At 75.5% G+C, this 24693-nt stretch carries 26 protein-coding genes; 12 read left to right on the top strand and 14 right to left on the bottom strand.

Annotated features, from left to right (window positions below):
- Nucleotide 1 precedes the first annotated feature (1 nt).
- On the bottom strand, nucleotides 2–685 hold the full coding sequence (locus CP969_RS20455; RefSeq protein WP_016825402.1) for a response regulator: 684 nt from the start codon (nucleotides 683–685) through the stop codon (nucleotides 2–4).
- The gene (locus CP969_RS20450; protein ID WP_223887087.1) at nucleotides 682–3108 is read right to left on the bottom strand and encodes a sensor histidine kinase; all 2427 of its coding nucleotides are present in this window, start codon (nucleotides 3106–3108) and stop codon (nucleotides 682–684) included. Before CP969_RS20450 ends, CP969_RS20455 begins: the two co-directional genes overlap by 4 nt.
- Before the next feature lie 339 nt (nucleotides 3109–3447).
- Here CP969_RS20450 and CP969_RS20445 point away from each other — a divergent pair, with 339 nt between their 5' ends.
- The 3 genes from CP969_RS20445 to CP969_RS20435 all read left to right on the top strand — a co-directional run bounded on the left by CP969_RS20445 (nucleotide 3448) and on the right by CP969_RS20435 (nucleotide 5758).
- Nucleotides 3448–3897: a DUF5707 domain-containing protein gene (locus CP969_RS20445; RefSeq protein WP_016825404.1), complete on the top strand. Its 450-nt coding sequence runs from the start codon at nucleotides 3448–3450 to the stop codon at nucleotides 3895–3897.
- Between the two features lie 200 nt (nucleotides 3898–4097).
- Nucleotides 4098–4763, top strand: a complete 666-nt coding sequence (locus tag CP969_RS20440) for a flavin reductase family protein (RefSeq protein WP_016825405.1) — start codon at nucleotides 4098–4100, stop codon at nucleotides 4761–4763.
- A gap of 629 nt (nucleotides 4764–5392) precedes the next feature.
- The gene (locus CP969_RS20435) at nucleotides 5393–5758 is read left to right on the top strand and encodes a hypothetical protein (RefSeq protein WP_026085029.1); all 366 of its coding nucleotides are present in this window, start codon (nucleotides 5393–5395) and stop codon (nucleotides 5756–5758) included.
- Nucleotides 5759–5803: 45 nt separating this feature from the next.
- Here the strand turns inward: CP969_RS20435 and CP969_RS20430 are convergent, their stop codons facing one another.
- Nucleotides 5804–6958, bottom strand: coding sequence for a sugar ABC transporter substrate-binding protein (locus CP969_RS20430; RefSeq protein WP_016825408.1), 1155 nt, complete (start codon nucleotides 6956–6958; stop codon nucleotides 5804–5806).
- Between the two features lie 278 nt (nucleotides 6959–7236).
- Here CP969_RS20430 and CP969_RS20425 point away from each other — a divergent pair, with 278 nt between their 5' ends.
- Together CP969_RS20425 and CP969_RS20420 are read left to right on the top strand one after the other, a co-directional pair.
- Nucleotides 7237–8205, top strand: a complete 969-nt coding sequence (locus CP969_RS20425) for an SCO2400 family protein (RefSeq protein WP_016825409.1) — start codon at nucleotides 7237–7239, stop codon at nucleotides 8203–8205.
- Between the two features lie 84 nt (nucleotides 8206–8289).
- Nucleotides 8290–8634 carry an antibiotic biosynthesis monooxygenase family protein gene (locus CP969_RS20420; RefSeq protein ID WP_004985677.1) on the top strand — a complete coding sequence of 115 codons (345 nt, stop codon included), beginning with the start codon at nucleotides 8290–8292 and terminating at the stop codon, nucleotides 8632–8634.
- A 51-nt stretch (nucleotides 8635–8685) separates the two neighbouring features.
- Here the strand turns inward: CP969_RS20420 and bla are convergent, their stop codons facing one another.
- The 3 genes from bla to CP969_RS20405 all read right to left on the bottom strand — a co-directional run bounded on the left by bla (nucleotide 8686) and on the right by CP969_RS20405 (nucleotide 10655).
- Complete coding sequence (gene bla, locus CP969_RS20415; protein WP_016825410.1) at nucleotides 8686–9648, bottom strand: class A beta-lactamase; 963 nt, start codon at nucleotides 9646–9648, stop codon at nucleotides 8686–8688.
- 180 nt (nucleotides 9649–9828) lie between these two features.
- Entirely contained in the window at nucleotides 9829–10032 is a 204-nt protein-coding gene (locus CP969_RS20410; RefSeq protein ID WP_004985680.1) for a cold-shock protein, read from the bottom strand.
- Between the two features lie 242 nt (nucleotides 10033–10274).
- Complete coding sequence (locus tag CP969_RS20405; RefSeq protein WP_016825411.1) at nucleotides 10275–10655, bottom strand: MerR family transcriptional regulator; 381 nt, start codon at nucleotides 10653–10655, stop codon at nucleotides 10275–10277.
- Between the two features lie 420 nt (nucleotides 10656–11075).
- On the opposite strand from CP969_RS20405, the gene CP969_RS20400 reads away from it, so the two are divergent.
- The 3 genes from CP969_RS20400 (at nucleotide 11076) to CP969_RS20390 (ending at nucleotide 12508) form a co-directional block, all read left to right on the top strand.
- Nucleotides 11076–11486, top strand: coding sequence for an ArsR/SmtB family transcription factor (locus CP969_RS20400; RefSeq protein WP_004985687.1), 411 nt, complete (start codon nucleotides 11076–11078; stop codon nucleotides 11484–11486).
- On the top strand, nucleotides 11483–11797 hold the full coding sequence (locus CP969_RS20395; protein WP_016825412.1) for a hypothetical protein: 315 nt from the start codon (nucleotides 11483–11485) through the stop codon (nucleotides 11795–11797). The genes CP969_RS20400 and CP969_RS20395 overlap by 4 nt, the downstream gene beginning before the upstream one ends.
- A gap of 339 nt (nucleotides 11798–12136) precedes the next feature.
- On the top strand, nucleotides 12137–12508 hold the full coding sequence (locus CP969_RS20390) for a DUF6479 family protein (protein WP_026085031.1): 372 nt from the start codon (nucleotides 12137–12139) through the stop codon (nucleotides 12506–12508).
- A 75-nt stretch (nucleotides 12509–12583) separates the two neighbouring features.
- Here the strand turns inward: CP969_RS20390 and CP969_RS20385 are convergent, their stop codons facing one another.
- The 3 genes from CP969_RS20385 to CP969_RS20375 form a co-directional block, all read right to left on the bottom strand.
- A complete protein-coding gene (locus tag CP969_RS20385; RefSeq protein WP_016825414.1) occupies nucleotides 12584–13369 on the bottom strand; it encodes an Ig-like domain-containing protein in 786 nt (261 codons plus the stop codon).
- A 165-nt stretch (nucleotides 13370–13534) separates the two neighbouring features.
- Nucleotides 13535–15238, bottom strand: coding sequence for a glycoside hydrolase family 13 protein (locus CP969_RS20380; protein WP_016825415.1), 1704 nt, complete (start codon nucleotides 15236–15238; stop codon nucleotides 13535–13537).
- Between the two features lie 147 nt (nucleotides 15239–15385).
- Nucleotides 15386–16378, bottom strand: coding sequence for a nucleoside hydrolase (locus CP969_RS20375; protein WP_026085032.1), 993 nt, complete (start codon nucleotides 16376–16378; stop codon nucleotides 15386–15388).
- 245 nt (nucleotides 16379–16623) lie between these two features.
- On the opposite strand from CP969_RS20375, the gene CP969_RS20370 reads away from it, so the two are divergent.
- On the top strand, nucleotides 16624–17430 hold the full coding sequence (locus tag CP969_RS20370; protein ID WP_016825417.1) for a hypothetical protein: 807 nt from the start codon (nucleotides 16624–16626) through the stop codon (nucleotides 17428–17430).
- 30 nt (nucleotides 17431–17460) lie between these two features.
- On the opposite strand, the gene CP969_RS20365 is transcribed toward CP969_RS20370, so the two are convergent.
- From CP969_RS20365 to CP969_RS20355, 3 genes are all read right to left on the bottom strand, one after another.
- Entirely contained in the window at nucleotides 17461–17736 is a 276-nt protein-coding gene (locus tag CP969_RS20365; RefSeq protein WP_016825418.1) for a hypothetical protein, read from the bottom strand.
- Nucleotides 17737–17782: 46 nt separating this feature from the next.
- The gene (locus CP969_RS20360) at nucleotides 17783–18559 is read right to left on the bottom strand and encodes a GAF and ANTAR domain-containing protein (protein WP_004985708.1); all 777 of its coding nucleotides are present in this window, start codon (nucleotides 18557–18559) and stop codon (nucleotides 17783–17785) included.
- A gap of 169 nt (nucleotides 18560–18728) precedes the next feature.
- Complete coding sequence (locus CP969_RS20355; protein WP_004985712.1) at nucleotides 18729–20078, bottom strand: helix-turn-helix domain-containing protein; 1350 nt, start codon at nucleotides 20076–20078, stop codon at nucleotides 18729–18731.
- Nucleotides 20079–20170: 92 nt separating this feature from the next.
- Here CP969_RS20355 and CP969_RS33280 point away from each other — a divergent pair, with 92 nt between their 5' ends.
- Nucleotides 20171–20335, top strand: coding sequence for a hypothetical protein (locus tag CP969_RS33280; RefSeq protein WP_004985714.1), 165 nt, complete (start codon nucleotides 20171–20173; stop codon nucleotides 20333–20335).
- Between the two features lie 166 nt (nucleotides 20336–20501).
- Here CP969_RS33280 and CP969_RS20350 read toward each other — a convergent pair whose 3' ends face one another.
- Both CP969_RS20350 and CP969_RS20345 read right to left on the bottom strand, forming a co-directional pair.
- Nucleotides 20502–21587, bottom strand: coding sequence for a hypothetical protein (locus tag CP969_RS20350; protein ID WP_016825420.1), 1086 nt, complete (start codon nucleotides 21585–21587; stop codon nucleotides 20502–20504).
- 62 nt (nucleotides 21588–21649) lie between these two features.
- On the bottom strand, nucleotides 21650–22861 hold the full coding sequence (locus CP969_RS20345) for a PP2C family protein-serine/threonine phosphatase (RefSeq protein ID WP_026085034.1): 1212 nt from the start codon (nucleotides 22859–22861) through the stop codon (nucleotides 21650–21652).
- Between the two features lie 165 nt (nucleotides 22862–23026).
- Here CP969_RS20345 and CP969_RS20340 point away from each other — a divergent pair, with 165 nt between their 5' ends.
- Together CP969_RS20340 and CP969_RS20335 are read left to right on the top strand one after the other, a co-directional pair.
- Nucleotides 23027–23470, top strand: coding sequence for a hypothetical protein (locus CP969_RS20340; protein WP_016825422.1), 444 nt, complete (start codon nucleotides 23027–23029; stop codon nucleotides 23468–23470).
- Nucleotides 23471–23781: 311 nt separating this feature from the next.
- Nucleotides 23782–24675, top strand: a complete 894-nt coding sequence (locus CP969_RS20335) for a cyclic pyranopterin monophosphate synthase MoaC (RefSeq protein WP_004985726.1) — start codon at nucleotides 23782–23784, stop codon at nucleotides 24673–24675.
- The last annotated feature ends 18 nt before the right edge of the window (nucleotides 24676–24693 follow it).

Genomic DNA, 24693 nt, shown 5'->3' with positions numbered 1-24693 from the left:
GTCAGAGGTGGGTGCCGGGTGGGTTCGGGCGGGCGAGGCCGAGGTCGTACGCGAGGATCGTGGCCTGCACCCGGTCGCGCAGCCCGAGCTTGCGCAGCAACGCGTTCACGTGGGACTTCACCGTGCCGACGGTGATGCCGAGCTGCCCGCCGATCTCCGCGTTGGTGAGCCCGGACGCCACCAGGGCAAGGACGGACCGTTCCCGCGCGGTCAGGCCGTCCAGCTCGCGGGGGGTGCTTCCGCCCCCGATCCCGGTGACCGCCCCGGAGGCGTAGTGGCCGATGAGCCGGCGGGTCGCGGACGGGGCGAGGACGCTCTCCCCCGCGGCCACCACCCGGATGCCGTGCAGCAGTTCGGCGGCGTGCACGTCCTTGAGCAGGAAACCGGAGGCACCGGCGCGCAGCGCCTCGAAGACGTACGCGTCGAGGTCGAAGGTGGTCAGCACCAGGACACGGGGCGCGTCCTCGCGGCCGGTGATGATCCGGGTGGCGGCGATGCCGTCCAGCTCGGGCATCCGGACGTCCATGACGACCACGTCGGGTGCCAGCTCCTCGGCGAGCCGTACCGCGGCGGCGCCGTCGCCGGCCTCGCCGACGACCGTCATGTCCTCCTCGGCGTCGATCACGGCGGCGAACCCCGCCCGGACGATGCCCTGGTCGTCGACGACCAGCACGCTGAGGCTCATCGTTCCCTCTTCTCCTCGTCACCCTGCTCGGCGGCCGGCGTGACGTCGGGCGGGAGCCCGTCCGGTGCGTCCCGGGGGGCGGGCCCGCCGTGGGCCCCCTCCGGAACGGTCCCGGCCGTCGCGCCCGGAGCGAGGGGCAGCCGGAGGCGGACCGTGCCCGCCGGGCCGGTGGTCAGGGTGCCGTCGAGCGCCGTGACCCGCGCCGCCAGCCGCTCCCGCACGGCGGGGCCGGCGGCACCCGGCACTCCGGTGGCCGTGAGCGTCAACGTACCGCCGTCCGCGTCGAGTTCAACCACCGCCGGCTCCTCGCCACCGGTCGCGAGCACCGTCTCGGCGGCGTGGTAGGCGGCCAGGTCCACGGCGGTGGGCAGGTGTTCCGGCACACGGTCGGTCAGCCGTATCTCCACGTCGCGGCCGGTGGCCCGGGACTGGTGGGCGAGCAGGTCCAGGGCCTGGAGGGTGGGCTGCGGCCGCAGCGCGCGTTCCGCCTCGCCCTCCCGGACCGTGTCGAGGAGGGCGCGCATCGCGGCCAGGGCCTCGCGGGCGCGCTCGGCGGTCGCGTCGAGCCGGCCCGCCTCCGCTTCCGCGACCATGTCGGCGGTGCGTGCCAGCACGGTGGTCTCCAGCCCGGCGGCGATCCGCCGGCGCTCGGCCCACGCGTCCCGGACGGCCTCCTCGGTCCAGGCGGCGAGGCGCTCCTCCCGGGTGCCCCGGGCGGCCCGGTCGCGCCGGCCGCGCAGCGTGCCGGCCCGGTGGGCCGCGCCGGCCGCCAGGCACGCCCCGGCCGTCGTCCCCGCGACGACCACCCAGCCGGGGACCGTCGTGCCCCGGCCCAGGACGGCGGCGGACGCGGCCGCCGCGTGCACCGCCACGGCCGCGGCCGGGCCGACCGACCGCGGGAACACGCCCGGACGGTTCCCGGCGGCGGGCGGGCCGACGGCGGCGGCGCGGGCCGCGTCCGCCGCGAGCACCGCGCAGGTGGCGAGCATGCTCAGGCCGGGTGGCAGCAGGACCGGCCCGGTGTACCCGCCCGCCGCCATCGCCACCGGCCAGAGCGGGGCCAGGCCGAACAGGACGGCCCGGGCCGTGCGGGGCGCCCGGCGCAGCCACAGCAGCGCGACCGCCTGGGCCGCGGCCAGCAGCGCGAACAGCACGCCCGCGGACACCTGTGTCCCGTTCGACGTCTCCTCCGCCCGGATGACCAGCGTCGGGAGCAGTGGCTGCAGGACGAGGCCGGTCGCGGCCGTCACCTGCGCCAGGCGGTGGCTCCGCGGGACGGACCACTCCACCGGAGCGGCGGTCCGGCCGGGCAGGGCCGCACGCACCTCCCACCCGCCGTCCGCCGTCGGGCCGCTGGTCAGGGTGCCGCCCGCCTCCCGTGCCCGGGACCGCAGGAAGGCCTGACCGCGTCCCCCGCCGAGGCCCGCGCCGTGCGCCGTCGCACCGGCCGGCGGTGCCGCGCTGGTGACCACGACGTCCGTGCGCGTGTCGCCGTACCGGCAGAGCACCCTGGTGCGCGCACCGGGGGCGTACCGCGCCGCGTTGGTCAGCGCCTCGCGCACGATGCCGTACGCCGCGTCCGCGACGGCGCCGTCCGGCAGGGCGTCGATCTCGCAGTCCACCGGCCCGCCCAGTCGGCGGAACCCCGCGGCCAGGTCCAGCAACCGCTCCCGGGGCGAGGGCAGTTCCTCGCGCGAGGGCGACGGCGCCCGTACCGCGCCGAGTGCCCGGGTGACCTCCCGGCCGGTCTCGACCGCGAACCGAAGTGCCTCGTCGGCCAGTTCGGGACGCCGGTCGCGCAGCCCGAGCGCCGCGCCCGCCGTGACCACCACGGCCGTCAGGTGGTGGGCGCTGACGTCGTGCAACTCCCTCTCCATGCGGCGTCGTTCGGCCGCCGGGAGCCGGTGGCGTTCGGACTCGGCCCGCTTCAGCCGCTGTTTGGCCGCCCACCGGGCGCGACGGGAGCGCCGCACCAGCAGGCCGGCCCCGCACGCGGTGGCGTACAGCAGGGTGGTGAGGACCAGGTCGAGTCCGTCGCGCTCGCTGATCCCGTGCAGGCTGAGCCCGTACAGGAGCTGCCAGACGGCGAGCGCCACCACGCACAGCACGGAGGTGAAGGTGTCGCGTTCGGCCGCCACCGTGAACAGGGCCAGCGCGACCCCCGCGGTCCCGAGCACCGCCATCGCCCCGGTGGGCAGCGGCCCGGCGCCCAGTGCGCAGGCGACGGCGACCAGGACGAAGGCGGCCACCGGGCGGGTGCGGCGCAGGAAGAGCGCGGCCGTCACCGACCCGGCGACCAGGGCCGCCACGAGGAGGACGGACGCGGACGGGACGTCCCCGCGCACCAGTGCCGCGCCGGGCCACACCACGACCTGGGCGCACATCAGAAGGACCGGGATCAACCGGTCGTCTTGTCGCTTCATGACGGGCCAAGGCTATGGCCGCAAATGAGCCGACCGGCTCCGGCTGGAGGCGGATTCCGCTCTCTTACCTGGGTTGCAGACGCGGGCGGTGGACGACCCGGGAGGCCTTCTCCACCTCCGGTTATACCCGGCGATCATCCGGCGGTCCGAGGCCCCGGCCGTGCCCTTGGACCTAGTCTCGATCGCATCGGGAAGGCGGCCGGCCAACGGCTCCGGCCGGCGGTTTCCTCCCCCTGTTCCGCGGGGGTCGCCGCTCCTTCCGTCCATCGCGTTCACTCCGTTCGCTCCGTTTCGCGGGCACCCCGTGCCCGCTCCCACACCAACCCAGGGGGATCTCCCATGTCGCAGCGCGCTCTCGTCTCCTCGCTCATCGGTGTCGCCGTCGTCGGCGGGGTGACCGCCGGCGGCATCGCCATGGCCTCGACCGGCACCGAGCCCGCCCTGGAGAACGGCTCGGCCCGCTACACCGCCCCGTCCGGCGACCGCGCGGGCTCGCTCACCTTCACCGTGGACGCGGCCGACGACTCGGGCGTCAAGAACGTCAAGGTCGTCGCCTGGCCCGCGCGTTCGAAGCTCGACCCGACCGAGGAGGAGATGCGGCACGTGGAGGACGCCACCTGCCGCAGCACCTCGGACGCGGCCTCCCGCTGCACCTACACGCTGAAGGTCACCCGGGCGGAGGCCGCCGAACTGACCCCGGGCACCTGGTACGTCTCGGCGCTGATGACGGCGGAGGACGGGGACACGGCGTTCGCACCCCACGCCGCCGGCTTCGACGTCACCGGCTGACCCGTCCCGCGGGCCGGGCACCCCACCGGTGCCCGGCCTCGTCCCCGGCAGGCCGGACGGGAACATCCACCGGTCCGATCGCCGCCGAGGTGATCGGGCCGGTGACGAGCACCGTGAGCACCTGCCGACCGGCTCGCGGCACGGTCTGCGGACGACGCTTCGGCGGGCGCCGAAACGTTCCGCCCCTAGCGTCTCGGGGCATGACGATCGACACCCACCGAGTGGTCCGGCCGAGCATCCTCTACTTCGGCACCCCCGTGGTCCTGCTGACCACCGAGAACGGCGACGGCACCTTCAACCTCGCCCCCGTCTCCTCCGCCTGGGCGCTGGGGCAGCACGTCGTCCTGGGGCTGGGCACCGAGAGCCGGACCGCGCACAACCTCGCCGAGCGCCCGGAGCTGGTGATCAACGTGGCGTCGCCGGAGCTGTGGGAGCACGTGGAGCGCCTCGCCCCGCTCACCGGAGCCCACCCGGTGCCGGAGAGCAAGCGAGCGGTCTACCGGTACGAGCGCGACAAGTTCGCCGCGGCCGGGCTCACCCCGGCCGGCTCCGACCTCGTGGCGCCGCCCCGGGTCGCCGAGTGCGCCCTGCAGTTGGAGGCGCGCGTCCGCGGTACGACACCCGGCGGGGAGGGGCTCTTCCTCAGTGTCGAGTGCGAGGTGCTGCGGGTCCACGCCGCCGAACGCATCGTCGTGCCGGGCACCCACCACATCGACCCCGCGGTCTGGAGCCCCCTCATCTACAACTTCCGCCACTACCACGGCCTCGCGCCGGAGGTCGGCCACGGCTTCCGCTCGGAGACCGCCGGGACCTTCGGGGCTGCCGAGGTCACCGAGGCCACCGAGGTCGCCACCCGAGCGGCATGACCCGCCGGGGCGCCTCGATGCGTGGGGCCGCGTCCACCACGTCGGCCGGGGCCGGGGCCGGCCCGGTGACAGGCGTCCCAGGCACGCTCCCTGCGCTCTCTGCGCCCTCCTCCGGCGGTGGTGTGCGAACCGGAAGCTCTGGAGTTCCTCAAACCGCGCTTGGGGCGCCGGTCGTCCGGGGCATCTCCCCGTCACGGATCAACGGGTCGGCGGGTCAACGGACCACCGGACCAACGGACCACCGGCCCACACGGACGACGACAGGGGTGGGGAGCATGGAGCACCTGATGATCGGGGGGATCATTCTCATCGCGGTGCTCGCCGCGGTGGTGCGGGGAGGCGGCGGGTCGTCGCGGCGGCGGCGCTCGGGGGGAGGCAGCGACGGCGGTTGGGCGGACGGGGGAGGCTCGTCCTGCGGGGGCGGCTCGTCCTGCGGGGGCGGCGGGGGCGACTGACAGCCGGCCGCGTCACGAAGCGGGCGGGCGCAGAAGCGGCCCGGCCGCAGCCCGACGCGGCCGGGCCGGCGCCGGGGTCTCCGCCGGAAGGTGCGGCGCCGGTTACGGCGACCGGCATGTCAAAAGCGACCCGGGGCACCACACGGCGCCCTCACTCGGCTACGCTCATCCACCATGTCGCACCCTGATGGTCTGCTCGTCGACATCGCCACGATGGTGGAGGCGGAGCAGGACAGTCAGATGTCCCTCACCGTGGTGGTCCCCGGGGCCGTCATCACCGGACGGCTGGCACCCGAGGCCATGTGGCGGGAGCGCGTGGCCGAGGTGCTGCGGGACTCCGACCGGCTGGGGCGTTTCGCCGCGCCGTTCACCGCAGCCGCACCCGCCGGGCGCACCGCCCCGCCCACCCACCTCCACTTCCACGTCGCCAAGATCCTCCAGGGGAGCTACGGCATCCCGGACACCGGTGGCATGTACCGCGTCGCGCTCGCCGACGTGAGCGCGTGGACCGTGGGGGCCATCGGATACTCCGACGGCTGACGGTCACGGAGTCCGGGGGACCGCCACGGGGTTCTCGAGGGACGGCTACGGCGTCAGGCCGATCTCCGCGCAGGCCGCGGCGTGCGGCGCCGTGCAGATGTCCTCGACGGTGTAGACGCCGTCCTGGACCACCGTTTCCTCGATGTTGTCCTTGGTGAGGGCGACGACCGGGACCAGCATCGCCGGGATGTCCTTCCGCGTCGGGCTGTCCACCCGGTCCCGGGTCAGCGCGTCGAACTCGATGGCGCGGTCCCGGACCTTGGCCACCGCCATGTCGGCGGCCCCCTGCGCCTCCAGCAGGAACGACTTGTACACCGTCATGTGCTGCGCGCCCGAGACGATCCGCCGCACCGCCGCCAGGTCCGCGTCCTGCCCGGTCACCGGGGGGAGGTCGGTGACGCCCGCCTCCTCCAGCGCCTCGATGACGGCGCCGGCCATGCCGTCGTTCGCCGAGTAGACCGCGGCGACGTTGCCGGCACCCACGGTCCGGATCGCCTTGCGCATGTTGGCCTTGGCGACCCGCGGCAGCCACTTCTCCGTGTCGTACGACCCGACGATGTCCACCCTGCCGTTCAGCTCGCTGAGCGCGCCCTTCTTGAACAGTGCCGTGTTGGGGTCGGCGGGCTCGCCGTTCATCATGACGACCTTGTCGTCCTCGGCGTCGGTGCCGAGGGCCTCCACGAGCGCGCGGCCCTGCAACTCGCCGACGAGTTCGTTGTCGTGCGAGACGTACGCGTCGACCGGGCCCTCGGCGAGACGGTCGTAGGCGATGACGGGGATGCCCGCTTCCCGGGCCTTCTCCACGGCGGGCGCGACGGCCCCGGCGTCCACCGCGTTCACCAGGATCACGTCGACCCCGTCGGCGACCATCCTCCCGAACTGCTCGCTCTGCCTCTCCTTGCTCCCCTCGGCGTTCGCGTAGACGACCTTGCCCCGCCGGTCGGTGAGGGTGGAGATCCGCTCCTTGATGAGGGGGTGGTCGAACTTCTCGAAGCGCGCCGTGTCCCGGTCGGGCAGCAGCAGGCCCACGGTGATGTCGTTCCGGTGCGACGAGCCCGGTGCGACGTCGCCGCCGGCCAGGTCGAGGACCCCGCACGCGGAGAGCGAGAGGGCCGACAGGACGGCGGCCAGGGCCACGGCGGAGCGACGCCCGGAGGCGTGCGCGCAGGGGACGGCGGTAGGGGTGGTACGGGGGTTCACGGCAGGTGCCTTCCGGGCGAGAGGGCCGGGGTGGTGTCCCCAACTTGCCCTGTGGCGTTGGCCGTTGGCCACCGCACGGACCGCCGCTGGGCCGGTGCGACGTGCATGCTCACGGCATTCTCGCGCGGCGGGCAGAGAATGTGCGCAGGAGTGGCACACGGACTGCACACAGGGACGCGTGGGGCTCGTTAGCGTGGCTGTTCCCGCCCCGGCTCCTCACTTCGGCGGGCGTCGTCGGACCGCCCCGGAAGGCAGAGGAAGACAGAGGAAGACAGCGGATGGACTACTGCTCCACGTGTCGTCGGCACCTGAACGGCGCCCTGGTGTGTCCCGGCTGCGGTGCCTACGCCCCGGACATCGCCCCCGCCGCGATCGGCGGCCACCCCGTCCCGGGGGCGACGGCACCCGAGGCCGCGGCGGCCGTCGTGGCGCCTTCCGGTGGTTCCGGTGGTTCCGGTCGTCCGGGGGCCGGCCGCCCCGGTGACGGTACGGCGGTGGGGTCCGCCCCCGCGAGGGACGTACCGCCGGGGGACGTGCCGCCGGAAGAGGCACCGCCCGCGTCGTCCGCGCCCACCGGACGGGCGGCACGACGGCGGCAGCTGGCCCGGTGGAAGAAGACCCAGCGGCGCGCCCTGGTCGCGACGGCCGTGGCCTTCGCCGGCGGCGGACTGACCCTCGCCTCGATGGACCGGGGGTCCGGTGACCGCGCCCAGGCCGCCGCGGCACCCGACGTCACGGGCATGGGCGGCGCGGAGGGGCCCGCGGACCGGTACGGCGACACCGGGGCCGCGACCCCGCCCGGCGCCCATCCGTCCGCCCCGGGGAGTTCCACCCGGCCGCCCTCGGCCGAGGAGGGGAACCGGCGTCCGGACGGTGGCGCCCCGGCGTCCACCGCGCCCTCCGGCACCCGCGCGGACGGCGCGCGCAGCGCGCGCACGCAGGAGTCGGTGCCGTCCCGGGCCGCTGGGTCGGTCTCCGCCCCGGAGACGGCCACCGGCTCGGCCTCCGGCACCGGCTCCCCCGGTTCCGGCCCCGCGGACTCCGGCTCCGCGGCGGCGGACTCCGGTGCGGCGGGGCTGCCGGCGGTACCGCCCCCCGCGGCCGGCGGCACCGGGGGGAGCGGCGGCGCGGACCACGACGGCACGCAGCAGCCCGCGCCCGCCGCGCCTTCCACGCCCACCACCCCGTCGACGACCTCGCCGGACTCCTCGCCCCGGCTCTGCCTGCTGGTCGTCTGCCTCGGCTGACGCCGGGCCCGCGCCGGGGCTGCGGCGCCCCCTTCCGTACGTCCCCCCGTACGCCCCCGGCCGTCCTGCGGAAGAATCACGGGTATGAGCATCGTCAAGATCAACGTACTCACCGTCCCCGAGGAGCAGCGCGAGACGCTGGAGCAGCGGTTCGCCGCGCGGGCGGGAGCGGTGGAGAGCTCGGACGGGTTCGAGTGGTTCGAGCTGCTGCGGCCCGTCGAGGGCACCGACACCTACCTCGTCTACACCCGCTGGCGGACCGAGGAGGACTTCCAGCGCTGGATGGCCGGCCGCGGCCAGGCCGCGCACGGCGGTGGCGGCGCGCACGGCGGTGAGGGCGCGCCGGGCGACCGCCCCAAGCCGGCGGCCACGGACGCGACGCTGTGGTCGTTCGAGGTGGTCCAGCAGACCGGGCCCCGGCAGGGCTGACACCAGCAGGGCCGACGCCACCGGTGCCCGGGCGCGGCCGGAGCGCCCGGGTCAGGTGAGGGCGGTGAGCGTGCGGCGGGTGGCCTCGGCGATCAGCGGATCGCTGGGGGCGGCCCCGCGGTCGGGGTGTTCGGTCAGGACGGCCAGCACCAGCGGCGCGGCACGGGGCGGCCAGAGCACGGCGACGTCGTGGGCCCGGCCCCAGTCGGCGGTGCCGGTCTTGTCGCCCACCGTCCAGCCCCGGGGCACTCCGGCCCGGATGCGCCGGTCACCGGTGGTGTTGCGGACCAGCCAGTCCTTCAGCAGGGCGCGTCGCGCGGCGGGCAGGGCGTCGCCGAGCACCAGGGCGCGGTGGTCGACGGCGATCGCCCGCGGGGTCGTGGTGTCGCGCGGGTCCCCCGGCGGGTTGCGGTTCAGCTCGGGCTCGTAGTGGTCCAGACGGCTCACCCGGTCGCCGAGTCCGCGCAGGTAGGTGGTGAGTCCGCGGGGGCCGCCGAGGTCGCGCAGCAGCAGGTTGGCGGCCGTGTTGTCGCTGTACCGGACGGCGGCGTCGCACAGCTGCCGGACGGTCATGCCGGTCGCGACGTGCCGCTCGGTGACCGGTGAGTGGGCGGCGAGGTCGGCCCGGCCGTAGGTGACCCGCTCGTCCAGGCGGGAGAGCGGGTTCCGGTGGAGGACCGCGGCGGCGGCGAGCGACTTGAAGGTGGAGCAGAACGCGAAGCGTTCGTCGGCGCGGTGGACCACCGTCGCACCGGTGTCCGTGGCGACGGCGTACACCCCGATGCGGGCGCCGTACGCGCGCTCGAGGTCGGCGAGGCTCCGGGGGTCCACCGGGGCGGGGGCGCGGCGGCCCGGTGACGCCGACGGGGCCGGGGCGGCCGGAGCCGTCGGGTCCTGGTCGCGTTCGCGCGCGGGGGCGGTGGTGGCGCATCCCGCCACGGGGGCGAGGGCCGCGGCCAGCAGCAGCGCACGGCGCGTACGGCGGGAGGGGCGGGCGGAGGGCTCGGCGGGCATGTGGGGCACTCCGTTCACGGGTTCGTACGGGGGCCGGACTGCCGCGGGGCGCGGTGGGGCCGCCCCCGGAGAAGGAGCCGCTCCCGGAAAAGGGAGGGCATGGGGACGAACGGACACGTGGACACACGGAACAGGGGCCCGCACCGAAGTGCGGGCCCCTGTTGAATTCCTGCGTGCAGGTCAGGCGGGAACGATGTTCTCCGCCTGCGGGCCCTTCTGGCCCTGGGTGACGTCGAAGGTCACCTTCTGGCCCTCCTGGAGCTCACGGAAGCCCGAGGTGGCGATGTTCGAGTAGTGGGCGAAGACGTCGGCGCCGCCGCCGTCCTGCTCGATGAAGCCGAAGCCCTTTTCCGAGTTGAACCACTTCACGGTACCGGTGGCCATATCACATCTCCTGAGACAGTGCTGGGAAATCGCACTTCACGAATTCCCTCATCGTCGCGATGATCACCTGCCCGGAGACCCGGTAGCAAACTGGCAACCACAACTGCAACTGACGTCAGCCTAGCACGGAGACCGACTGGAACGAGGAAAAGGAAAATCACCGGGAAAACACCGACGACTTGTTCGGGAAGAGATATTTCCGCAGCGGTGGTGGGATTTCTGCTCCGGCGGGGACAGATTCTTCACCGGTGTCCGCGGACGGCGTCCCCGTCGCCCCGGCGCAGTTCCTCGTTGGCCCGCTCGGCCCGCTCCAGCCGTTCCTCCAGGCTGATGATGCGGCACGCGGCGTCGACCGGCGTCCCCTGGTCGACGAGTTCACGGGCCCGGGCGGCCAGCCTCAGCTGGTGGCGCGAGTAGCGGCGGTGGCCGCCTCCGGACCGCACCGGGGTGATCAGCCGCGCCTCGCCCAGGGCGCGGAGAAAAGCGGGTGTGGCTCCGACCAGTTCCGCGGCCCTGCCCATGGTGTAGGCCGGGAAATGGTCGTCGTCGAGCCGGTCGGCGACGGGGAGCCGGTTTTCGTCCGGCTGCCGGCCGTCGGCGGGCGGCTGACTTTCCGAGGGCATACGCACCTTCCTGCGGACCGCGAGGGAAACGGCCCGCTGCGGGGAGGGGTTCCCCACAGGAGAACTCTAGTCGGCCCGGCGGAAAATCTGTCGCGGCGGTGACAGGTCTTGCACTCTCCGTGCGTCGCCCGTGCGGGTGAGGCGGTGCGGGCCGCGCCGCCGCCGGATCGGCACAGCTCGGTGCGGCCCGACGCGGTCCGGGGTGCGGCCCGGTACGGCTCGGCGTGGTCTGAGGTACGGGCCCAGGTGCGGCTCGGTGCGGCCCCGGCGTGGCCCGGTGCTCCCCGGGGCTTCCCTGATGCGTCCCCGAGCCGACCCTGAGGCGTCCCCCACTCGACCCGGAGATGTGTCAGAAATCTTTGACGGGTGTCACCGGCGGCTGTCAGCCTTTTCTGACAGGTACGAGGGAAGGGGGCCGCGATGCCCGAGGTCCCGCACGGGGTGACCACGGGTGACGCGTTGCTGAAGGTGCTCTCCGCGCTCGGCAACCCGCACCGCATGCGGATCGTCGCGGCGCTCCTGGAGAACCGGAACTACGTCAGCGCACTGGCCCGCGAGATCGGCATGGGCCGCCCGTTGCTGCACATGCACCTGCAGCGGCTGGAGGCGGCCGGTCTCGTCACCGGTACGCGCGAGCTCGCGGAGGACGGCAGGACGATGAAGTACTACGACGTCACGCCGTTCGTCTACGAACTCACCCCGCACGTCATCGCCCGCGCGGCCGCAACGCTCACCGGCACCGGGGACGGCCCCGGGGACGACACCGCCGACCGGACCGCGGGCCGGCCGGACCGAGGCGCCCAAGAGGACGCGGAAGAGGAAGCGAAATGAACGAGGAGCTGGTGACGCACGCCGCCGGGGCCGAGGAGCTCGGAGTCCTGGTCGGCGCCGTCGGCGCGGCCGGGTTCTTCAGCCTGATGATCGTGATCGTCTGGCAGGTCGCGGCCACCTGGCGGGCCCGGATGCTGGCCGCGCGCGAGGAGCAGTACAAGGAACTCGCGACCCGGTACGCGCGGCTCCTGGAGGACACCGTGGAGCTGCAGCGCCGCACCACCGACGAGCAGCGGCACCTGCTGGACGAACTGACGCAGACCCGGCTCGCGGTCGGCTCGATGGAGAAGATGATGCGCGAGATCGAGTGAGCGCCCGCGGGTCCCGCGCCCGGGAACAGGAGGCACCACCCGGCCCGCGGACGGCCCGGAGACGCGGGGCACGGCCTCCCGGGCGGTGCGGGGGCCGGCCGGCGACCGTGGCGGGCGGGGCTCCCGGAGACGGCGCGCGGGAAGGCCGGGCCGAGCCCCGAGCTGCACACGTGGGGACGCGACGGTCCGGCCCGGCCTTCCCGCTGACCGCAATCTGTCACTCCGCGGGGCGGGCCGCCCGCCGGGACGGGCCGAACGAGGCGGGGGCGTCCCGAGGGCCCGCTCTCCGTTTCGGACATTCCGGGAGCTTTATCGCATTTCGTCATCCATAATCGGACCATGAGCACGGCAACGTACGAACTTCTGGCCGCAAGTGCGCAAGTGTGGAGCCTGATCGGGGCCTTCGTCGGCGGACTGGTCGTAGCCGGCGCGCTGATCTGGGCCGTACGCATCGGCATGCAGGTCATGGACCGTGAGGAACACCGCCCCACCCCCGAGGAGCAGACCAGACTGCCGGACGGCGGCGCGGTCCGCGAGATGCGGGAGATACGCGAGCCGGACGAGGTGCCTCTGTCGCCGAAGAGCGGCGCACGGCTCATGCCCTACGAGCTCCACCACGCCAGTACCAGGACGGGGAAGGACCAGGTCCGCAAGCGCTGGCTGCCCGGCTCCAGCGGCGGCTTCGGCAGCGGCGGCCCGGGACACGTCTGACCGCTCCCCTCCCCGATGACGCCCGCCCCGAAGTGGAGCGGGCGGTCTGTGCCCGGCGGGCCGGGCGTGCGTGCGCTACCGGTGGGCGGTGTGCCGCCGGTCGGGGGCGGCGTCCCCCACCGTGATCTGGATCTGCTCGCTCACCGCGCTCACCCCGTTCAGCGTGGCGGTGGCCTGCAGCCGGTTGGGGCCGGCCGGAAGGGCCGGGCCGGGCGTGCAGTTCCAGTGCCCCTCGGGCCCGGCGGTGGCGGCGCACACCTCGCCGTCCTTGTCCGAGACGGTGACCCGCGCGCCCGGATGGGCCGTACCGGCGATCGCCGGCCGCGTGCCGAGCGGCACCCCGGACTCCGGCCGGGTCAGGACCGGCTCGGGCAGTCCCACGGTCACCTGACAGCCGCCGGTGGCCAGGGGCACGCCGTCCGCGTCGGCCACCCGCAGGGTGCAGCCGCTCAGCCGGGTCCCGGGCACGGCGTCCGCGGACATCGCCAGCACGAAGGGGAAGGTTCCCTCGCGCCCCTGCCGCCGGGCCGAGGTCGCGGTGTACGCGGCGGTCCGTCCGTCGGCGGCCACCGAGCCCCGGTAGCCCGGGGCGTCGAGGGGCACACCGGTCACCCGGGTCCCGGCGGGGGCCGTCAGGGTCAGGGTGGAGCCGGTGCCGGGGGGCGGGTCGGTGAAGCCCGCGGCCTCGACGGTGCCCTCCCGCCCGGGCGGGATCGTCACCTCGCCCCACAGGACCCAGGGAGCGGGCGCCGGAGCGGCGCGGTCGTCGGCCGCGGCGTACGACCCGGCCGCCGGCCACACGCCCGCGAGGACGCCGGCCGCGGCCAGTACGACGGCCGCTGTCTTCCTCGACCTGTTCATCGTCGGCGGGCTCCCTGGGCAGACTGCGGGCTTCGGGCACCGGGCGTCACGGACACACCCGGAAGCGATTCTGCGCGGTGTGCGCGCGGGCCGCCCGCGAGGAGACCCGTACGGGTGGTCCCGGCCCGCCCCGAGGAGACCGGCCGGGACCGCGCGGCGCCCGGCTCAGCGGGCCAGCCACGCCGTCGTGTCGGGGCCCAGCCGGCCGTCCTCCAGGGGCGCGCTGGTCAGCAGGACCTCGCCCGCGGGGAGGCCGACCGGGTCGGGGGACAGGTTGGTCACACAGCGCCAGCCGCTGCCGCGGTCGAACTGGAGGACCCCGTGCGGGGTCTCCTGCGCCCAGGTCAGCGTCTCGTCCTCGATCAGCTTGCGGCGCAGGCGCAGCGCCGTGCGGTACAGCTCCAGGGTCGAGCCCTCGACCCCGTCCTGGGCCTCGACGGCGTACGCGGCGAAGCCGGGCGGCTGCGGCAGCCAGGCCCCGTTCGCGCCGAAGCCGTACGACGGGCCGGTGGTCGTCCACGGCAGCGGCACCCGGCATCCGTCGCGGCCCTTGCGGACGCGCCCCGTCTGCTCCCAGATCGGGTCCTGGAGGACCTCGGTGGGCAGGTCGGCGACCTCGGGCAGGCCGAGTTCCTCGCCCTGGTAGACGTACGCCGAGCCGGGCAGCGCCAGCATCAGCAGGGTGGCGGCGCGGGCCCGGCGCAGTCCCGCGTCCGGGTCGACGGCGGGGGCCCTGCCGCCGGACAGCAGCCAGGCGTTCTCGTCCGTGTCCGGCGGCAGCATCAGGCGGGAGGCGTGGCGGACGACGTCGTGGTTGGACAGGACCCAGGTGGCCGAGGCGCCGGCGGCGCGGGCGGTCTCCAGCGAGTCGGTGATGACCTGGCGGAGCGCGTCGGCGTCCCACGGCGTCTTCAGGTACTCGAAGTTGAAGGCCTGGCCCAGCTCGTCCGGACGGGCGTACAGGGCGCGGCGGGCGCCGGGGACCCAGGCCTCGGCGACGGCCATGCGGGGCGGGGAGTAGGCGTCGAGGATCTTGCGCCAGTCGCGGTAGATCTCGTGCACCTCGTCGCGGTCGTAGAGCGGGTGGGTGCCGGGCGGGAACTCGGCGAGGGCGGCCTCGCCGCTCAGCTCGGGGGCGCCGAGGTCGCGCAGCGGCTCGCTCAGGTCCTTGGTGAGGGCGTGCGCGACGTCCACGCGGAAGCCGTCCACGCCCCGGTCGGACCAGAACCGCAGGGTGGTGCGGGCGTCGGCGCGGACGTCCGGGTGGCCCCAGTTGAGGTCGGGCTGCTCGGCGGCGAACAGGTGCAGGTACCACTGCCCGTCGGGCACCCGCTGCCAGGCGCTGCCGCCGAAGACGGACTGCCAGTCGGTGGGCGGCAGCTCGCCCCGCGGGCCGCGGCCGTCACGGAAGACGTAGCGGTCGCGGGCCGGGGAGCCCGGGCCGGCGCGCAGCGCCTCCTGGAACCAGACGTGCTGGTGGGAGGTGTGGTTGGGGACGATGTCGACGATCACCTTCAGACCGAGCCGGTGGGCCTCGGCGACGAGCGCGTCGAAGTCGTCGAGGGTGCCCAGGCGCGGGTCGACGTCGCGCGGGTCGGCGACGTCGTAGCCGCCGTCGGCCAGCTCGGAGGGGTAGAAGGGGCTCATCCAGAGGGCGTCCACGCCCAGGGCGGCGAGGTGGGTGAGGCGTCGGGTGATGCCGCGCAGGTCGCCGAGCCCGTCGCCGTCGGCGTCGGCGAAGCTGCGCGGATAGACCTGGTAGACGACGGCCTGCCGCCACCAGTCGGGGTTCTTGGGGGAGAGGTCGGGCGTGGTCTCGGGGGCGGGGTGCGACGGCCGGGGGTCGGGCGTGGCGGGGCGGTCGGTCACGCGGTCTCCTCTGGGTGTGTGCGAGTGACAAAGGAGAATCTGTCCCACAACACCGGAAAATTCACCTTCTCGACCACGTGCTGCCGGGTCGGCCCACCCGGTCGTCAGAGCGGTCGCGCGGACGCTCCGCACCCCAGCGGCGAGCCGTCACCCGGTGCCGTTCCCCGTCCCCTCGACCGTCGCCAGGTAGAGCCCCACGTACCGCTCCACGTCCACGTCCAGTCCGACGTCCACCAGCGGCTGCTCGCGCGTGCCCTCGTGGAGCTCGGACTCGCCCACGCGGGGGCGGCGGTCGACGACCGTCTGGCCGCGGGCCGGGCCGGGGGCCAGGGAGACCTCGACGGGGAGACGGCGGGTGGTCAGCCCCTCCGGGTCGGCGACCGCGCACAGCGCGCCCGCGTCGCCGAGGCCGCCGGCGTCCTCCGTCGGGTCGTCGGGACGGCTGCCGGGGGTGGCCGGACGGTGGGCCAGCAGTTCGCCGGCCAGCCGGGCACCCGGTTCGGCGCTCGCCCGCAGCCGGCGGACGTCCGCCGCCGGGACGACGACCCGGGTGAACACGTCCAGGCCGTACATCGTGATCGGCACCCCGGCGGTGAGCAGGATCGCGGCGGCCTCCGGGTCGTGCCAGACGTTGAACTCGGCGACCGGCGTGGCGTTGCCGGCGCCCGCCGCGCCGCCCATGAAGACGATCCGCTCGATGTTGCGGGTGACCTCGGGGTGGGTGCGCAGCAGCAGGGCGATGTTCGTCAGCGGGGCGGTCGGCACCAGGGTCACCGGACGCGGGGAGGCGAGGATCTCGCGCCGCAGCAGGGTCACCGCGTCCACGTCGGCCGGGGTGCGGCGCGGGGCGGGCAGACCGAGGTCGCCCATGCCGTCGTGGCCGTGGACGTGGCGCGCGGAGCGCGGGGCCTCGATCAGCGGGCGCTCGGCGCCCCGGGCCACCGGGACGTCGGCCGCGCCCGCCCGCTCCAGCACGGTCAGCGTGTTGCGGACGACACCGTCCACGTCCGTGTTGCCGGCCACGCAGGTCACCGCGCGCAGGTCGATGCCCGGGTGGCGCGCGGCGAAGAGCAGGGCCAGGGCGTCGTCGACACCGGTGTCGCAGTCGATGATCACCGGAATGGGCTGACCGTTCGGCACGGCGAGGACTCCTTCCACCGCGCTTCTGCCACGCGGCCTGCCCGTGACCCTACGCGGCGTCCCGGAGCCCGGTGCCGCGCACCGCGGTCCGCACGGCGAGGGCGGGGACCGTGGAGGGCGGGGCCTGCCCGGTGGGCCCGTCTCACCCGGACGGCCCGCCGCGCTGGTGGGACGGGCGGCCCGGTGGTGCCGTAGGGACACAGATCCGATCTTGAGCAGCCCGGCTCCACCAGGAGGCGCCCCCGATGACCCGTGCCCCGGCCACCGCCCGTGCCCTCCTCGTCTCCGCGCTGTCGGTGACCGCCCTGCTGGCCGCGGCGGCCTGCTCCGCCGACGGGCGGGGGACGGTCCGGGCGGCCCCCGTCCCGCCCGCCTCCGCCCAGGCGCCCTCCGCCACCGCCGCCCCGGCCGTCGAGCAGCCCACGCCCACACCGGCACCGCCCGAGCTGAGCGAGGAGCAGGTCCGGGCGGCGCTGGTCACGGAGGCGGACCTGGGGGCGCCGTGGGTGCCGACCCGGGGCGCGGCGACCTGGCGGGACGGCGTGCTCAAGGCGGACGCGGAGCACGCCGACTGCCGGTGGCTGCTCGACGTCCTCTACACGGAGGAGCTGTTCGGCGAGCCGACCGGACCGCGCGCCGTGGTGGCGCTGGACGACTCCTCCGACGACACCCAGCTGCGCTACCAGGTCTCCGCGCACCCGCCCGCCGACGTGGACCGCGTCCTGGACCGGCTCGGCACACTGCCCCGGACGTGCGAGCGGTTCACGGCGACCGCGCGGGCCGGTGCGCAGGACGTCCGGGTGGAGGAACTGCCGCTGTCGGAGGCCGGGGACGCGCGGGCGGCCCTGCGGGTCACGCTGACCGGTGAGGCGGCCGACGGCGAGCCGATGCGCCTCACCGTGGACGTCGCGGCGGTCCGGGTCGGCGAGAACACCATCACCCTCACCAACGGCGGCTTCGGCGCGGTGCTGTCCGAGGTCACGCTGGGGGTGACGCGGTTCGGGGCGGAGCGGCTGTCGGAGATCGGGCGGCAGGCACGGGCCCGGGTCTGACGGCGCGGGCGGCCGGCCCCCGGCGGCGGTTCAGCCGAGGCGGTCCACGGCCTGCTTGGCCTCGACCAGGTCGGCGCCCGTGGCCTCCCGGTACACCTTGACCGCCTGCACCGTCTTCCCCTCCCGCACGAGCGCGACGATCTCGTCCAGCCTCGGTATCTCCTCGCGCAGCCCCAAGTGCTCCAGCACCAGGTCGAGTTTGCGCTCGACCCGGGCCACGCGGCGGTCGGCCGCGGCGATGCGGCTCCTGATCGAGATGCCGCTCAGGACCACCAGGAAGACAAGGAGCAGAATCGTTGCGTCCATGACCGGCAACCCTACGCGCCGCAAGGCGGGTTGACGGGTCCGCTGTTCAGGAGACGTCGAACCGTCTGCGGTGCGCCACCACGTCCCGGGCCACGTCGAGGGCGGTGCGGTCGTGGGCGAAGGCGTCGCCGCGCAGGCGGGCCAGGGCCTCGTCGGCGCCGACCCCCAGCTGGGCCATGATCATGCCGACGGCCTGGTAGATCGTGTCCTGGTCGACGGCCAGCCCGCTCAGCCAGGGCTCGCCGCCCTGGAGCCCGTACTCCTCGCCGTGCGGCAGCTCCATCAGCGCCGCCGTCATGACACCGGCCACCAGCCGCGCCACGCGCAATTGGTCGTCGGTGAGTCCGCCGGGGGTGTCGCGGTAGAGGTCGAGCGTGCCGACGCACACGGAATCGCTGCCCAGCGGGATCGCGTACACGGCCCGCACGCCGGCGACGAGGGCCTGCTGGGCGAAGACGGGCCAGCGGTGGACGCAGGACTCGGCCGTGAGGTCGCGGACGAGCACGGGCGCCCGCGTCTGGAGCGCCCACCGGCAGGGGCCGTCCCCCAGGGTGGCCTGGAGCTGGGCGAGATACGCGGCGTGCTCGCTGCTCGCGCCGAGCTGTACGGGCATGCCCTCACTGCGCAGCGACACGCTCGCACCGTCCACCGGCAGCAGTTCGACGGCCATCGTGCACAGCCGGCCCGGCACCTCCCCGGGCTCGGCACCGCGCACACGGGCCGCGATCGCGTCGGCCGCCCACTCGTGGCCATGGCCGTCGCAGCCCCGGAAGCGGCCCTGACCCGGGTCGCCACCAGGGTCGTCCCTGGGGCGCACGACCATCGCCTCCCTCGCACGTCACCGGCCGACGGAGCCCCGGCTACCCTCTCCGCCCGTACCGAAACACGCTCCGGGTCGCCCCCGGGGTCTCCCCGCCGGAAACGGACGCACGCAGTCCGGCCCGCGGGCCGGACACCGCGCGGGGGCCGGTGCGGCACGCCGCGCCCGCCGTTCACACCGGGGGCTGCGCGGGGGCCGGTCCCAGGGTCGTCGTGCCCGGGGCCGTGCGGTGGCCGAGGCCGGTGCGGTAGGCGTCCAGGGCCGCCTCGACGCGGCCGGTGCGGCGCAGCAGGTCGCCGAGGAGGCGGCACAGGTCGGCCAGGTCACCGGCGGCGCCCGCGCGTTCCAGCAGGCTCATCGCGCGGACGTAGTGCTCCTCGGCCCGCTCGGTCTCGCGGGCGTCCTCGGCGATGATGCCGAGCAGCCGGTGCGCCGCCGCCGCGTGCACCGCGCCCCGCTCGGGGGAGAGGCCGCCGAGCACGCCCCGCAGCAGGTCCGCCGCCTCCCGCGAACGGCCGCGCCGGTGCAGTACGTCGGCCAGCTCGACGGTGACCTGGCTGCTGTACAGGGACGCGCGCCGGGCCGACAGCATCTCCAGCGCCTCGCGCAGCTCCTTCTCCGCCCGCTCCAGCTCGCCGTTCTGCGCGTACACGTACCCGCGCATCCAGTGGCAGTTGGCCAGCTCGGTGCGCAGGTGCAGCTCCCGGTACAGCTCCGCCGCCTTCGCCAGCGAGGCGTCGGCCTCGGCGACGCGGCCCTCGGCGAGCAGGGTGCGGGCCACCGACCGGTGCATGCGCGCCACCAGCTCGGGGTTCTGGGACTGCGGCGCGAGCGCCAGCGCGAACTCCGCCGCCTGGGCGGCCCGTACGTACGCGCCCATGTCCATGTACGGGCCGATCGCGCCGGTGTACAGCAGCAGCAGCGCGTCCGGGTCGTGCAGACCGCCCCGGTTCAGCTCGTCGATCGTGGTCTCCAGCAGGTAGACCGCGTACCGCAGTTCCCCGGCGAGGTAGTGCGCGACGGCCCGTCCGCGCAGCGCCGGCACCCGGGCGGGCAGCGGCGCGTCGGCGAGGCACCGCTCCGCCCGCTCGAAGTACTCGCGGCCGGTGACCAGTTCGCCCGTCTCCAGCGCGCACTCCCCGAGCCCGAGGAGCGCGGCGGCCCGCTCCTCGGCCAGGCCGTGCGCCTCCGCCTCGGCCAGCAGCCCGGTGTACTCCTCCACCGCGGCCTCGGCCTCCCCGGCGGCGAGGGTGCGCTGCGCCCCGGTCAGCCGCAGCCGCAGCTCGGTGACGAGCCGGGCCGAACGCCCGGTCGCCAGTTCGTCGAACGCTACTCCGAGCCGGTCCGCGAGGTGCCGCAGGGCGTCGTCGGAGGGACGCACCCGTCCGGACTCCAGGGTGGAGACGTAGGCGGGCGTGTACACCGGTTCGGCCAGCTGTTTCTGGGTCAGTCCGCGTTCCACCCGCAGCTTCTGCACCCGGCGCCCGATGGTTTCCGGGTCGTCCCGCTCAGCAACGCCCAACTCCCCCAGCCCCCCTTGCCGTTCGCGACCGACAGCCCCTAGGTTAAACCGCTGATTAAGCTTGTTTAACCCGTCGCTGTTGCGAGGTCGCCGTGCTGGAACGCACACGCACCACCGAGCGTTACGCCAGAGGCTTCGCCGCGGCCGTCGTCGCGGTCGCCGCGCTGATCCTGGCGGCCAATGCCGGCCCGGCCAGAGCCACTCACCCCGAGCCCGGACCGCGGACCACCGCCCCGGTGGAGGCGGCGGTGCGTTAGGGCCCGCCCGCGACGGTCCGGCGGGGCCGTGGTCCGCGGGGCCTCGACGCCGGCCGGCCCCGGCCTGCCGGCCGGTCCTGCACCTGCCGGTCGGCCCTGCGCCCTCCGGTCGGCCCTGCGCCTGTCATCCGGCCCTGCGTCTGCCGGCCGGTCCTGCACCCGCCGGTCAGTCCTGTGTCTGCAACTGCCGTAGCTGACGCTGCACGTGGTCCAGGGCGCCCTTGCGCCGGCCGGGCACCCGGCTCCGCAACTCCGCCAGTGCCGGGCCCAGTTCGCGGGCCCGTGCCGGTTCGCCGATCCGGCCCCACTGGTGGTGCGCCCGGTCCACGGCCGTCTCGACGGCGGGCGCGTCCGCCGCCTGGCCGGCGGCCAGCCGCGCGGTGGCCACCGCCAGCCAGGCACGGCAGCTGCGCACCGCGTCGCCGGCCAGCATCGCCAGGTCCGCCCTGACCTCGGCCCAGTGCAGCGCCTCCTCGGAGGCGGGACCGTGCGCCAGGCCGGCGGCCTGCTCGAGGCGTGCGGCGAGCGCGTCGGCGTCCGTGTGGCGGCCGGAGCGCACGGCGGCGGTGAGGGCCGCGTGCGGGTCGCCCGGGACGGGACCGCGCCGGGCCAGCACCAGGTCGGCGCCCGAGCTCTCCGGGGCGATCCGGGTCAGCGCCTGCTGGTGCAGCTCCTCGTCCGGCGGACGCCGTCCGCTGCGCAGAATCGTCGCGACCGCCTTCATGTACGCCGGTGCCGCGACACCGCGGCGGGACGGCGGCGGGGCGATGCGCCCGTAAACGGCGTTGCCGGGGCCGCAGTCGAGGGGGTCCGGGGCCGGGCCCGGCGGCCGGGGCGTGTTCAGCGACTGCCAGGTCTCCGGGTCGGCGTGCAGGTCCAGGACCAGCGTCGTCGCGCCCGTCGGCCGCAGCCGGAGCTCCTCCCGGAACCAGTGCCAGGGGAACGCCGTGTACCGCACGGTGGACGCGGTCGTCCGGGCCAGCGCCAGGTGCGGCAGCCGTTGGCGGCGGTCGAGCTGGAGCTGGCCGGTGATGTACACGGTCAGCGGCCCGGGGGCGGCGGCGGCCGCACGCAGCCGGGTCAGCACGGCCTGCGGCTGCAGCGGATCGGCGAGTTCGACGACGTTCGCGGTGTCGGTGCCGGCGAGCACGGCGGGCGGCACCGCCGCGAGGACCGGGAGCACGGACGCCGCGTCCACCAGTCGTCCGCGGCCCAGCGGCGAGGCCGCCAGCAGCAGCACGGTTCCGGTCATGGTCCCTCCCCCTGTCGATCAGTCAGGGCAGCACGGTAACCGCTGCGGCTGCGAAGGGGGTCTCAGGACGGTGAACGTCCCCCTTCGGGGTCTTCGCCCCCCGGGATGCGCGCCCGCCGTACCGCGAAGGCCGTGGTGTCGTCGACCAGGTGGCCGTGGCTGTGCCGCAGCGTCCCGTCCCGGACGAGGGCGACCAGCCGGGCCGGCCGGGTGGCGCGCGGGTCCGCCACCACCGCCCGGGCCACGTCGGCGGCGAGGTTGTAGAACGTGCCGTCGGCGTCCCGGGCCTCGGTCACCCCGTCGGTGACCATCAGCAGCGTCTCGTCGGGGGCGACCGACACCCGGCGCACGCCCGGCGGGCCCGGCGCGAGGTCGCCGAAGCCGAGCGGGAGCCCCCCGCCGCTCGGCAGGTACCGCACGCCGTCGGGGCTGACCGCCAGCGGGGGCTCGTGGCCGAAGACGACGACGTCCACCACGTCGGTCCGGTCCGCCGGGAAGGAGAGCAGTACGGCGGTGGCGAACCGGTCGCCGTCGCGCCGGCCGAGAGCCGTGGTGTACTCGCGGTGCCGCAGCATCCGGGTCTCCAGGTGCTGCGCGACGCTCGCCGGATCCGGCTCGTGGTAGCCGGCCTCGCGGAAGGTGCCGAGCAGCACCGCCGCCGTCTCCACCGCGCCCAGTCCCTTGCCCTGGACGTCGCCGACGAGCACCCGGGTGCCGTGCGGGCCCGGCTGGATGTCGTAGAAGTCGCCGCCGACGCGGGCCTGGACGTCCGCGGTGAGGTAGACACCGGCGTGCTCCAGGCCGCCCCAGTCCGGCGGCAGGGGGCGCAGCAGGGTGCGGCGGACGGTGTCGGCGACGTCCCGCATGTGCAGCGCGCGGTGCTCCCCGTTCACCCGCACCGCGCAGGCCAGCGTGGCGAGGATGCCGCCGGCGGCGACGAGGATGAAGTCGGGCAGCCCCGACTGGTACTCGTGCGGCCACGCGCTGTCCACGGCGGTGTAGAGGAGGAGGGCGAGCACCGAGAACACGGCCGTGCCCCGCACCCCGCAGATCGCGGCGGAGATGCCCGGCACCAGCACGATCCAGGAGAGGGTCCGGAAGTCGCCGCCGGTCCCGTAGTCGATCGCGGGGATGACGAGCAGCAGCAGCAGCGGCGGCAGCCAGGCGACATCGTGTCCCCGCACGTACAGCAGGTCGAACCGGTGCACGGCAGGGCTGCGACCGGCCCGGGGGTACCGGTCGTGCGGGCCGTGTCCCCCGCTGCCCTGGCTCACGGCCCCAGCGAAACACGCGGACGCCCGGCCCGCATCCGTTCCCGGGGCGGACCGCGGGGGCGCGCGGGCGCGTTCCCCGGACGGGTCCGGTGGCCGACTTGCCGACGGCTCCCGGCCGGTGTGCCCTGGTAGGCGGGGGCGAGGAGAGAAGGAGGAGGGCTTTCCATGACTTACGCGGCACCCCAGGCCCGGCCCAGGGGCGGACGGCCCCGCACACCCGACATCTTCGACGAACGGATCCACCGGATCGCGAGGGTGGCGGTCCCCCTCGTCATGGCCGTGGTCTTCGGTTACTGGGCGGCGGCCAACCAGCGCTACGGCGGCCCCATCACCGTCGGGAACTTCCTGTTCGGCTTCCTCTCCGGGATCGTGTTCTTCGTCGTCTACCTGGCCCTCCAGGCCGTCGCCCCGAAACTCCGGCGCGAGATGCACGCGGCGGCCTGGGCCGCCTTCATCGGCAGCGCGGTCGGTTTCCTGGTCAGCCAGTCCAACGAGTCCGTGCTGCGGTGCATATGGCTGGGACTGATCGTCGCGGCGGGCTCTTTCGTACTCCTGTTCTACCGCTACTACACGCGCGAGGACGCGCAGGGCCGCCGCCGCGTCACATGACGGCCCGTCCGCGGGACGGGCGGGCCCACCCCGGTGCACCCCCCGACGGGGCGGAGCACGACGGGGCCCGGCGCGCCGGGGCGGACCCCCCGGCACGGACGTGACGGGCACGGGGTACCCGTTCGGCCCGCCCGGTGCACCCGTACGCGCCGCCGGCACTCGCGCACCCGGTCCCCGGCACCTTGCCTGGAGGGGTGCCCCTCCACGACGAACCCTCCGCCGGCGGGCCCTCCGGCGGCGCTCCCCGCCACCCCGCGTCCCCCCGCGGCACGCCCCGCACGGCCCCCTGCCGCGACCGGCCGCACGCCCGGCTGCGCAACGCCCTGTCGGCGGCGCTGGTCGCCCTGGCGTGCCTGCTCGCCCCGTGCGGCGCGCTCGCGGCCTGGGCGGTGTTCGATCTGGCCGACACCGGGCGGTACGTCAGCACGACGGCACCGCTGGCCGACGACCCCGCCGTGCGCGACGCGGTCGCCGACGTGCTCGCCGACGCCCTCGGGGACGGAATCGCGCGGAAGCTGGGCGCGGAGGCGGCGAACGGCGCGCTCGGGCCGTTCGTGCGGGAGGCGGTGCACTCGTTCACCCGCACCGAGGCCTTCCGCACGGCGTGGGAGGCGGGGAACCTGGCCGTCCACGACGCGGTGCTGCGCGCCGTGCGCGAGGACGGGGCCGTCCGGGGGCCGGTCACCGTCGACCTGGCCCCCGTCGCCGCGCGGGTCAGGGCGCACCTCGCCGCCGACCACATGCCGCTGGCCCACCGCATCCCGGTCGAGCGCACCGAGGTCGCCGTGGTGCCGGCCGAGGAGGTGGCCGGGCTCCGGAAGGGGTACCACGCGCTGGACGCCGCCGCCTCCTGGCTGCCGCTCGCGACCGCCGTCCTCGCCGTCACCGGCATCGCCGTCGCCGCCTGCCGCCGCCGTGCGCTCACCGCGGCCGGCCTCGGCACGGCCCTGGGCGGCGCCCTGCTCGCCCTCGCGGTCGTCCTCGGCCGCCGCCTCACCCTGGCCGACCTGCCCGACCGGGTCCACCGCCCGGCGGCGGGCGCGGTCTACGACGCCCTCACGGCCACCCTGCGCACGGCGTCCTGGCTGCTGCTCGCGCTCGGGCTGACGGTGGCCCTCGTCTCCTGGCTGGCGGGCCACCGCACCCACCGCACGCCCCCCGCCCCCGCCGTCACCACCCCGGCGCCGGCCCGGGCCCGCGTCTGACACCGCCGGTCCCACGGC

The organism is Streptomyces viridosporus T7A, assembly GCF_008704515.1.
Taxonomy (GTDB): Bacteria; Actinomycetota; Actinomycetes; order Streptomycetales; family Streptomycetaceae; genus Streptomyces; species Streptomyces viridosporus.
This window is presented reverse-complemented; position numbering and strand designations above follow the sequence as displayed.

What these genes read in the sequence shown, in the direction of transcription:
- CP969_RS20455 (WP_016825402.1), bottom strand. Translation starts at nt 685, where the DNA reads ATGAGCCTCAGCGTGCTGGTCGTCGACGACCAGGGCATCGTCCGGGCG.
- CP969_RS20450 (WP_223887087.1), bottom strand. Translation starts at nt 3,108, where the DNA reads ATGAAGCGACAAGACGACCGGTTGATCCCGGTCCTTCTGATGTGCGCC.
- CP969_RS20445 (WP_016825404.1), top strand. Translation starts at nt 3,448, where the DNA reads ATGTCGCAGCGCGCTCTCGTCTCCTCGCTCATCGGTGTCGCCGTCGTC.
- CP969_RS20440 (WP_016825405.1), top strand. Translation starts at nt 4,098, where the DNA reads ATGACGATCGACACCCACCGAGTGGTCCGGCCGAGCATCCTCTACTTC.
- CP969_RS20435 (WP_026085029.1), top strand. Translation starts at nt 5,393, where the DNA reads ATGTCGCACCCTGATGGTCTGCTCGTCGACATCGCCACGATGGTGGAG.
- CP969_RS20425 (WP_016825409.1), top strand. Translation starts at nt 7,237, where the DNA reads ATGGACTACTGCTCCACGTGTCGTCGGCACCTGAACGGCGCCCTGGTG.
- CP969_RS20420 (WP_004985677.1), top strand. Translation starts at nt 8,290, where the DNA reads ATGAGCATCGTCAAGATCAACGTACTCACCGTCCCCGAGGAGCAGCGC.
- bla (WP_016825410.1), bottom strand. Translation starts at nt 9,648, where the DNA reads ATGCCCGCCGAGCCCTCCGCCCGCCCCTCCCGCCGTACGCGCCGTGCG.
- CP969_RS20410 (WP_004985680.1), bottom strand. Translation starts at nt 10,032, where the DNA reads ATGGCCACCGGTACCGTGAAGTGGTTCAACTCGGAAAAGGGCTTCGGC.
- CP969_RS20405 (WP_016825411.1), bottom strand. Translation starts at nt 10,655, where the DNA reads ATGCCCTCGGAAAGTCAGCCGCCCGCCGACGGCCGGCAGCCGGACGAA.
- CP969_RS20400 (WP_004985687.1), top strand. Translation starts at nt 11,076, where the DNA reads ATGCCCGAGGTCCCGCACGGGGTGACCACGGGTGACGCGTTGCTGAAG.
- CP969_RS20395 (WP_016825412.1), top strand. Translation starts at nt 11,483, where the DNA reads ATGAACGAGGAGCTGGTGACGCACGCCGCCGGGGCCGAGGAGCTCGGA.
- CP969_RS20390 (WP_026085031.1), top strand. Translation starts at nt 12,137, where the DNA reads ATGAGCACGGCAACGTACGAACTTCTGGCCGCAAGTGCGCAAGTGTGG.
- CP969_RS20385 (WP_016825414.1), bottom strand. Translation starts at nt 13,369, where the DNA reads ATGAACAGGTCGAGGAAGACAGCGGCCGTCGTACTGGCCGCGGCCGGC.
- CP969_RS20370 (WP_016825417.1), top strand. Translation starts at nt 16,624, where the DNA reads ATGACCCGTGCCCCGGCCACCGCCCGTGCCCTCCTCGTCTCCGCGCTG.
- CP969_RS20365 (WP_016825418.1), bottom strand. Translation starts at nt 17,736, where the DNA reads ATGGACGCAACGATTCTGCTCCTTGTCTTCCTGGTGGTCCTGAGCGGC.
- CP969_RS20360 (WP_004985708.1), bottom strand. Translation starts at nt 18,559, where the DNA reads ATGGTCGTGCGCCCCAGGGACGACCCTGGTGGCGACCCGGGTCAGGGC.
- CP969_RS20350 (WP_016825420.1), bottom strand. Translation starts at nt 21,587, where the DNA reads ATGACCGGAACCGTGCTGCTGCTGGCGGCCTCGCCGCTGGGCCGCGGA.
- CP969_RS20340 (WP_016825422.1), top strand. Translation starts at nt 23,027, where the DNA reads ATGACTTACGCGGCACCCCAGGCCCGGCCCAGGGGCGGACGGCCCCGC.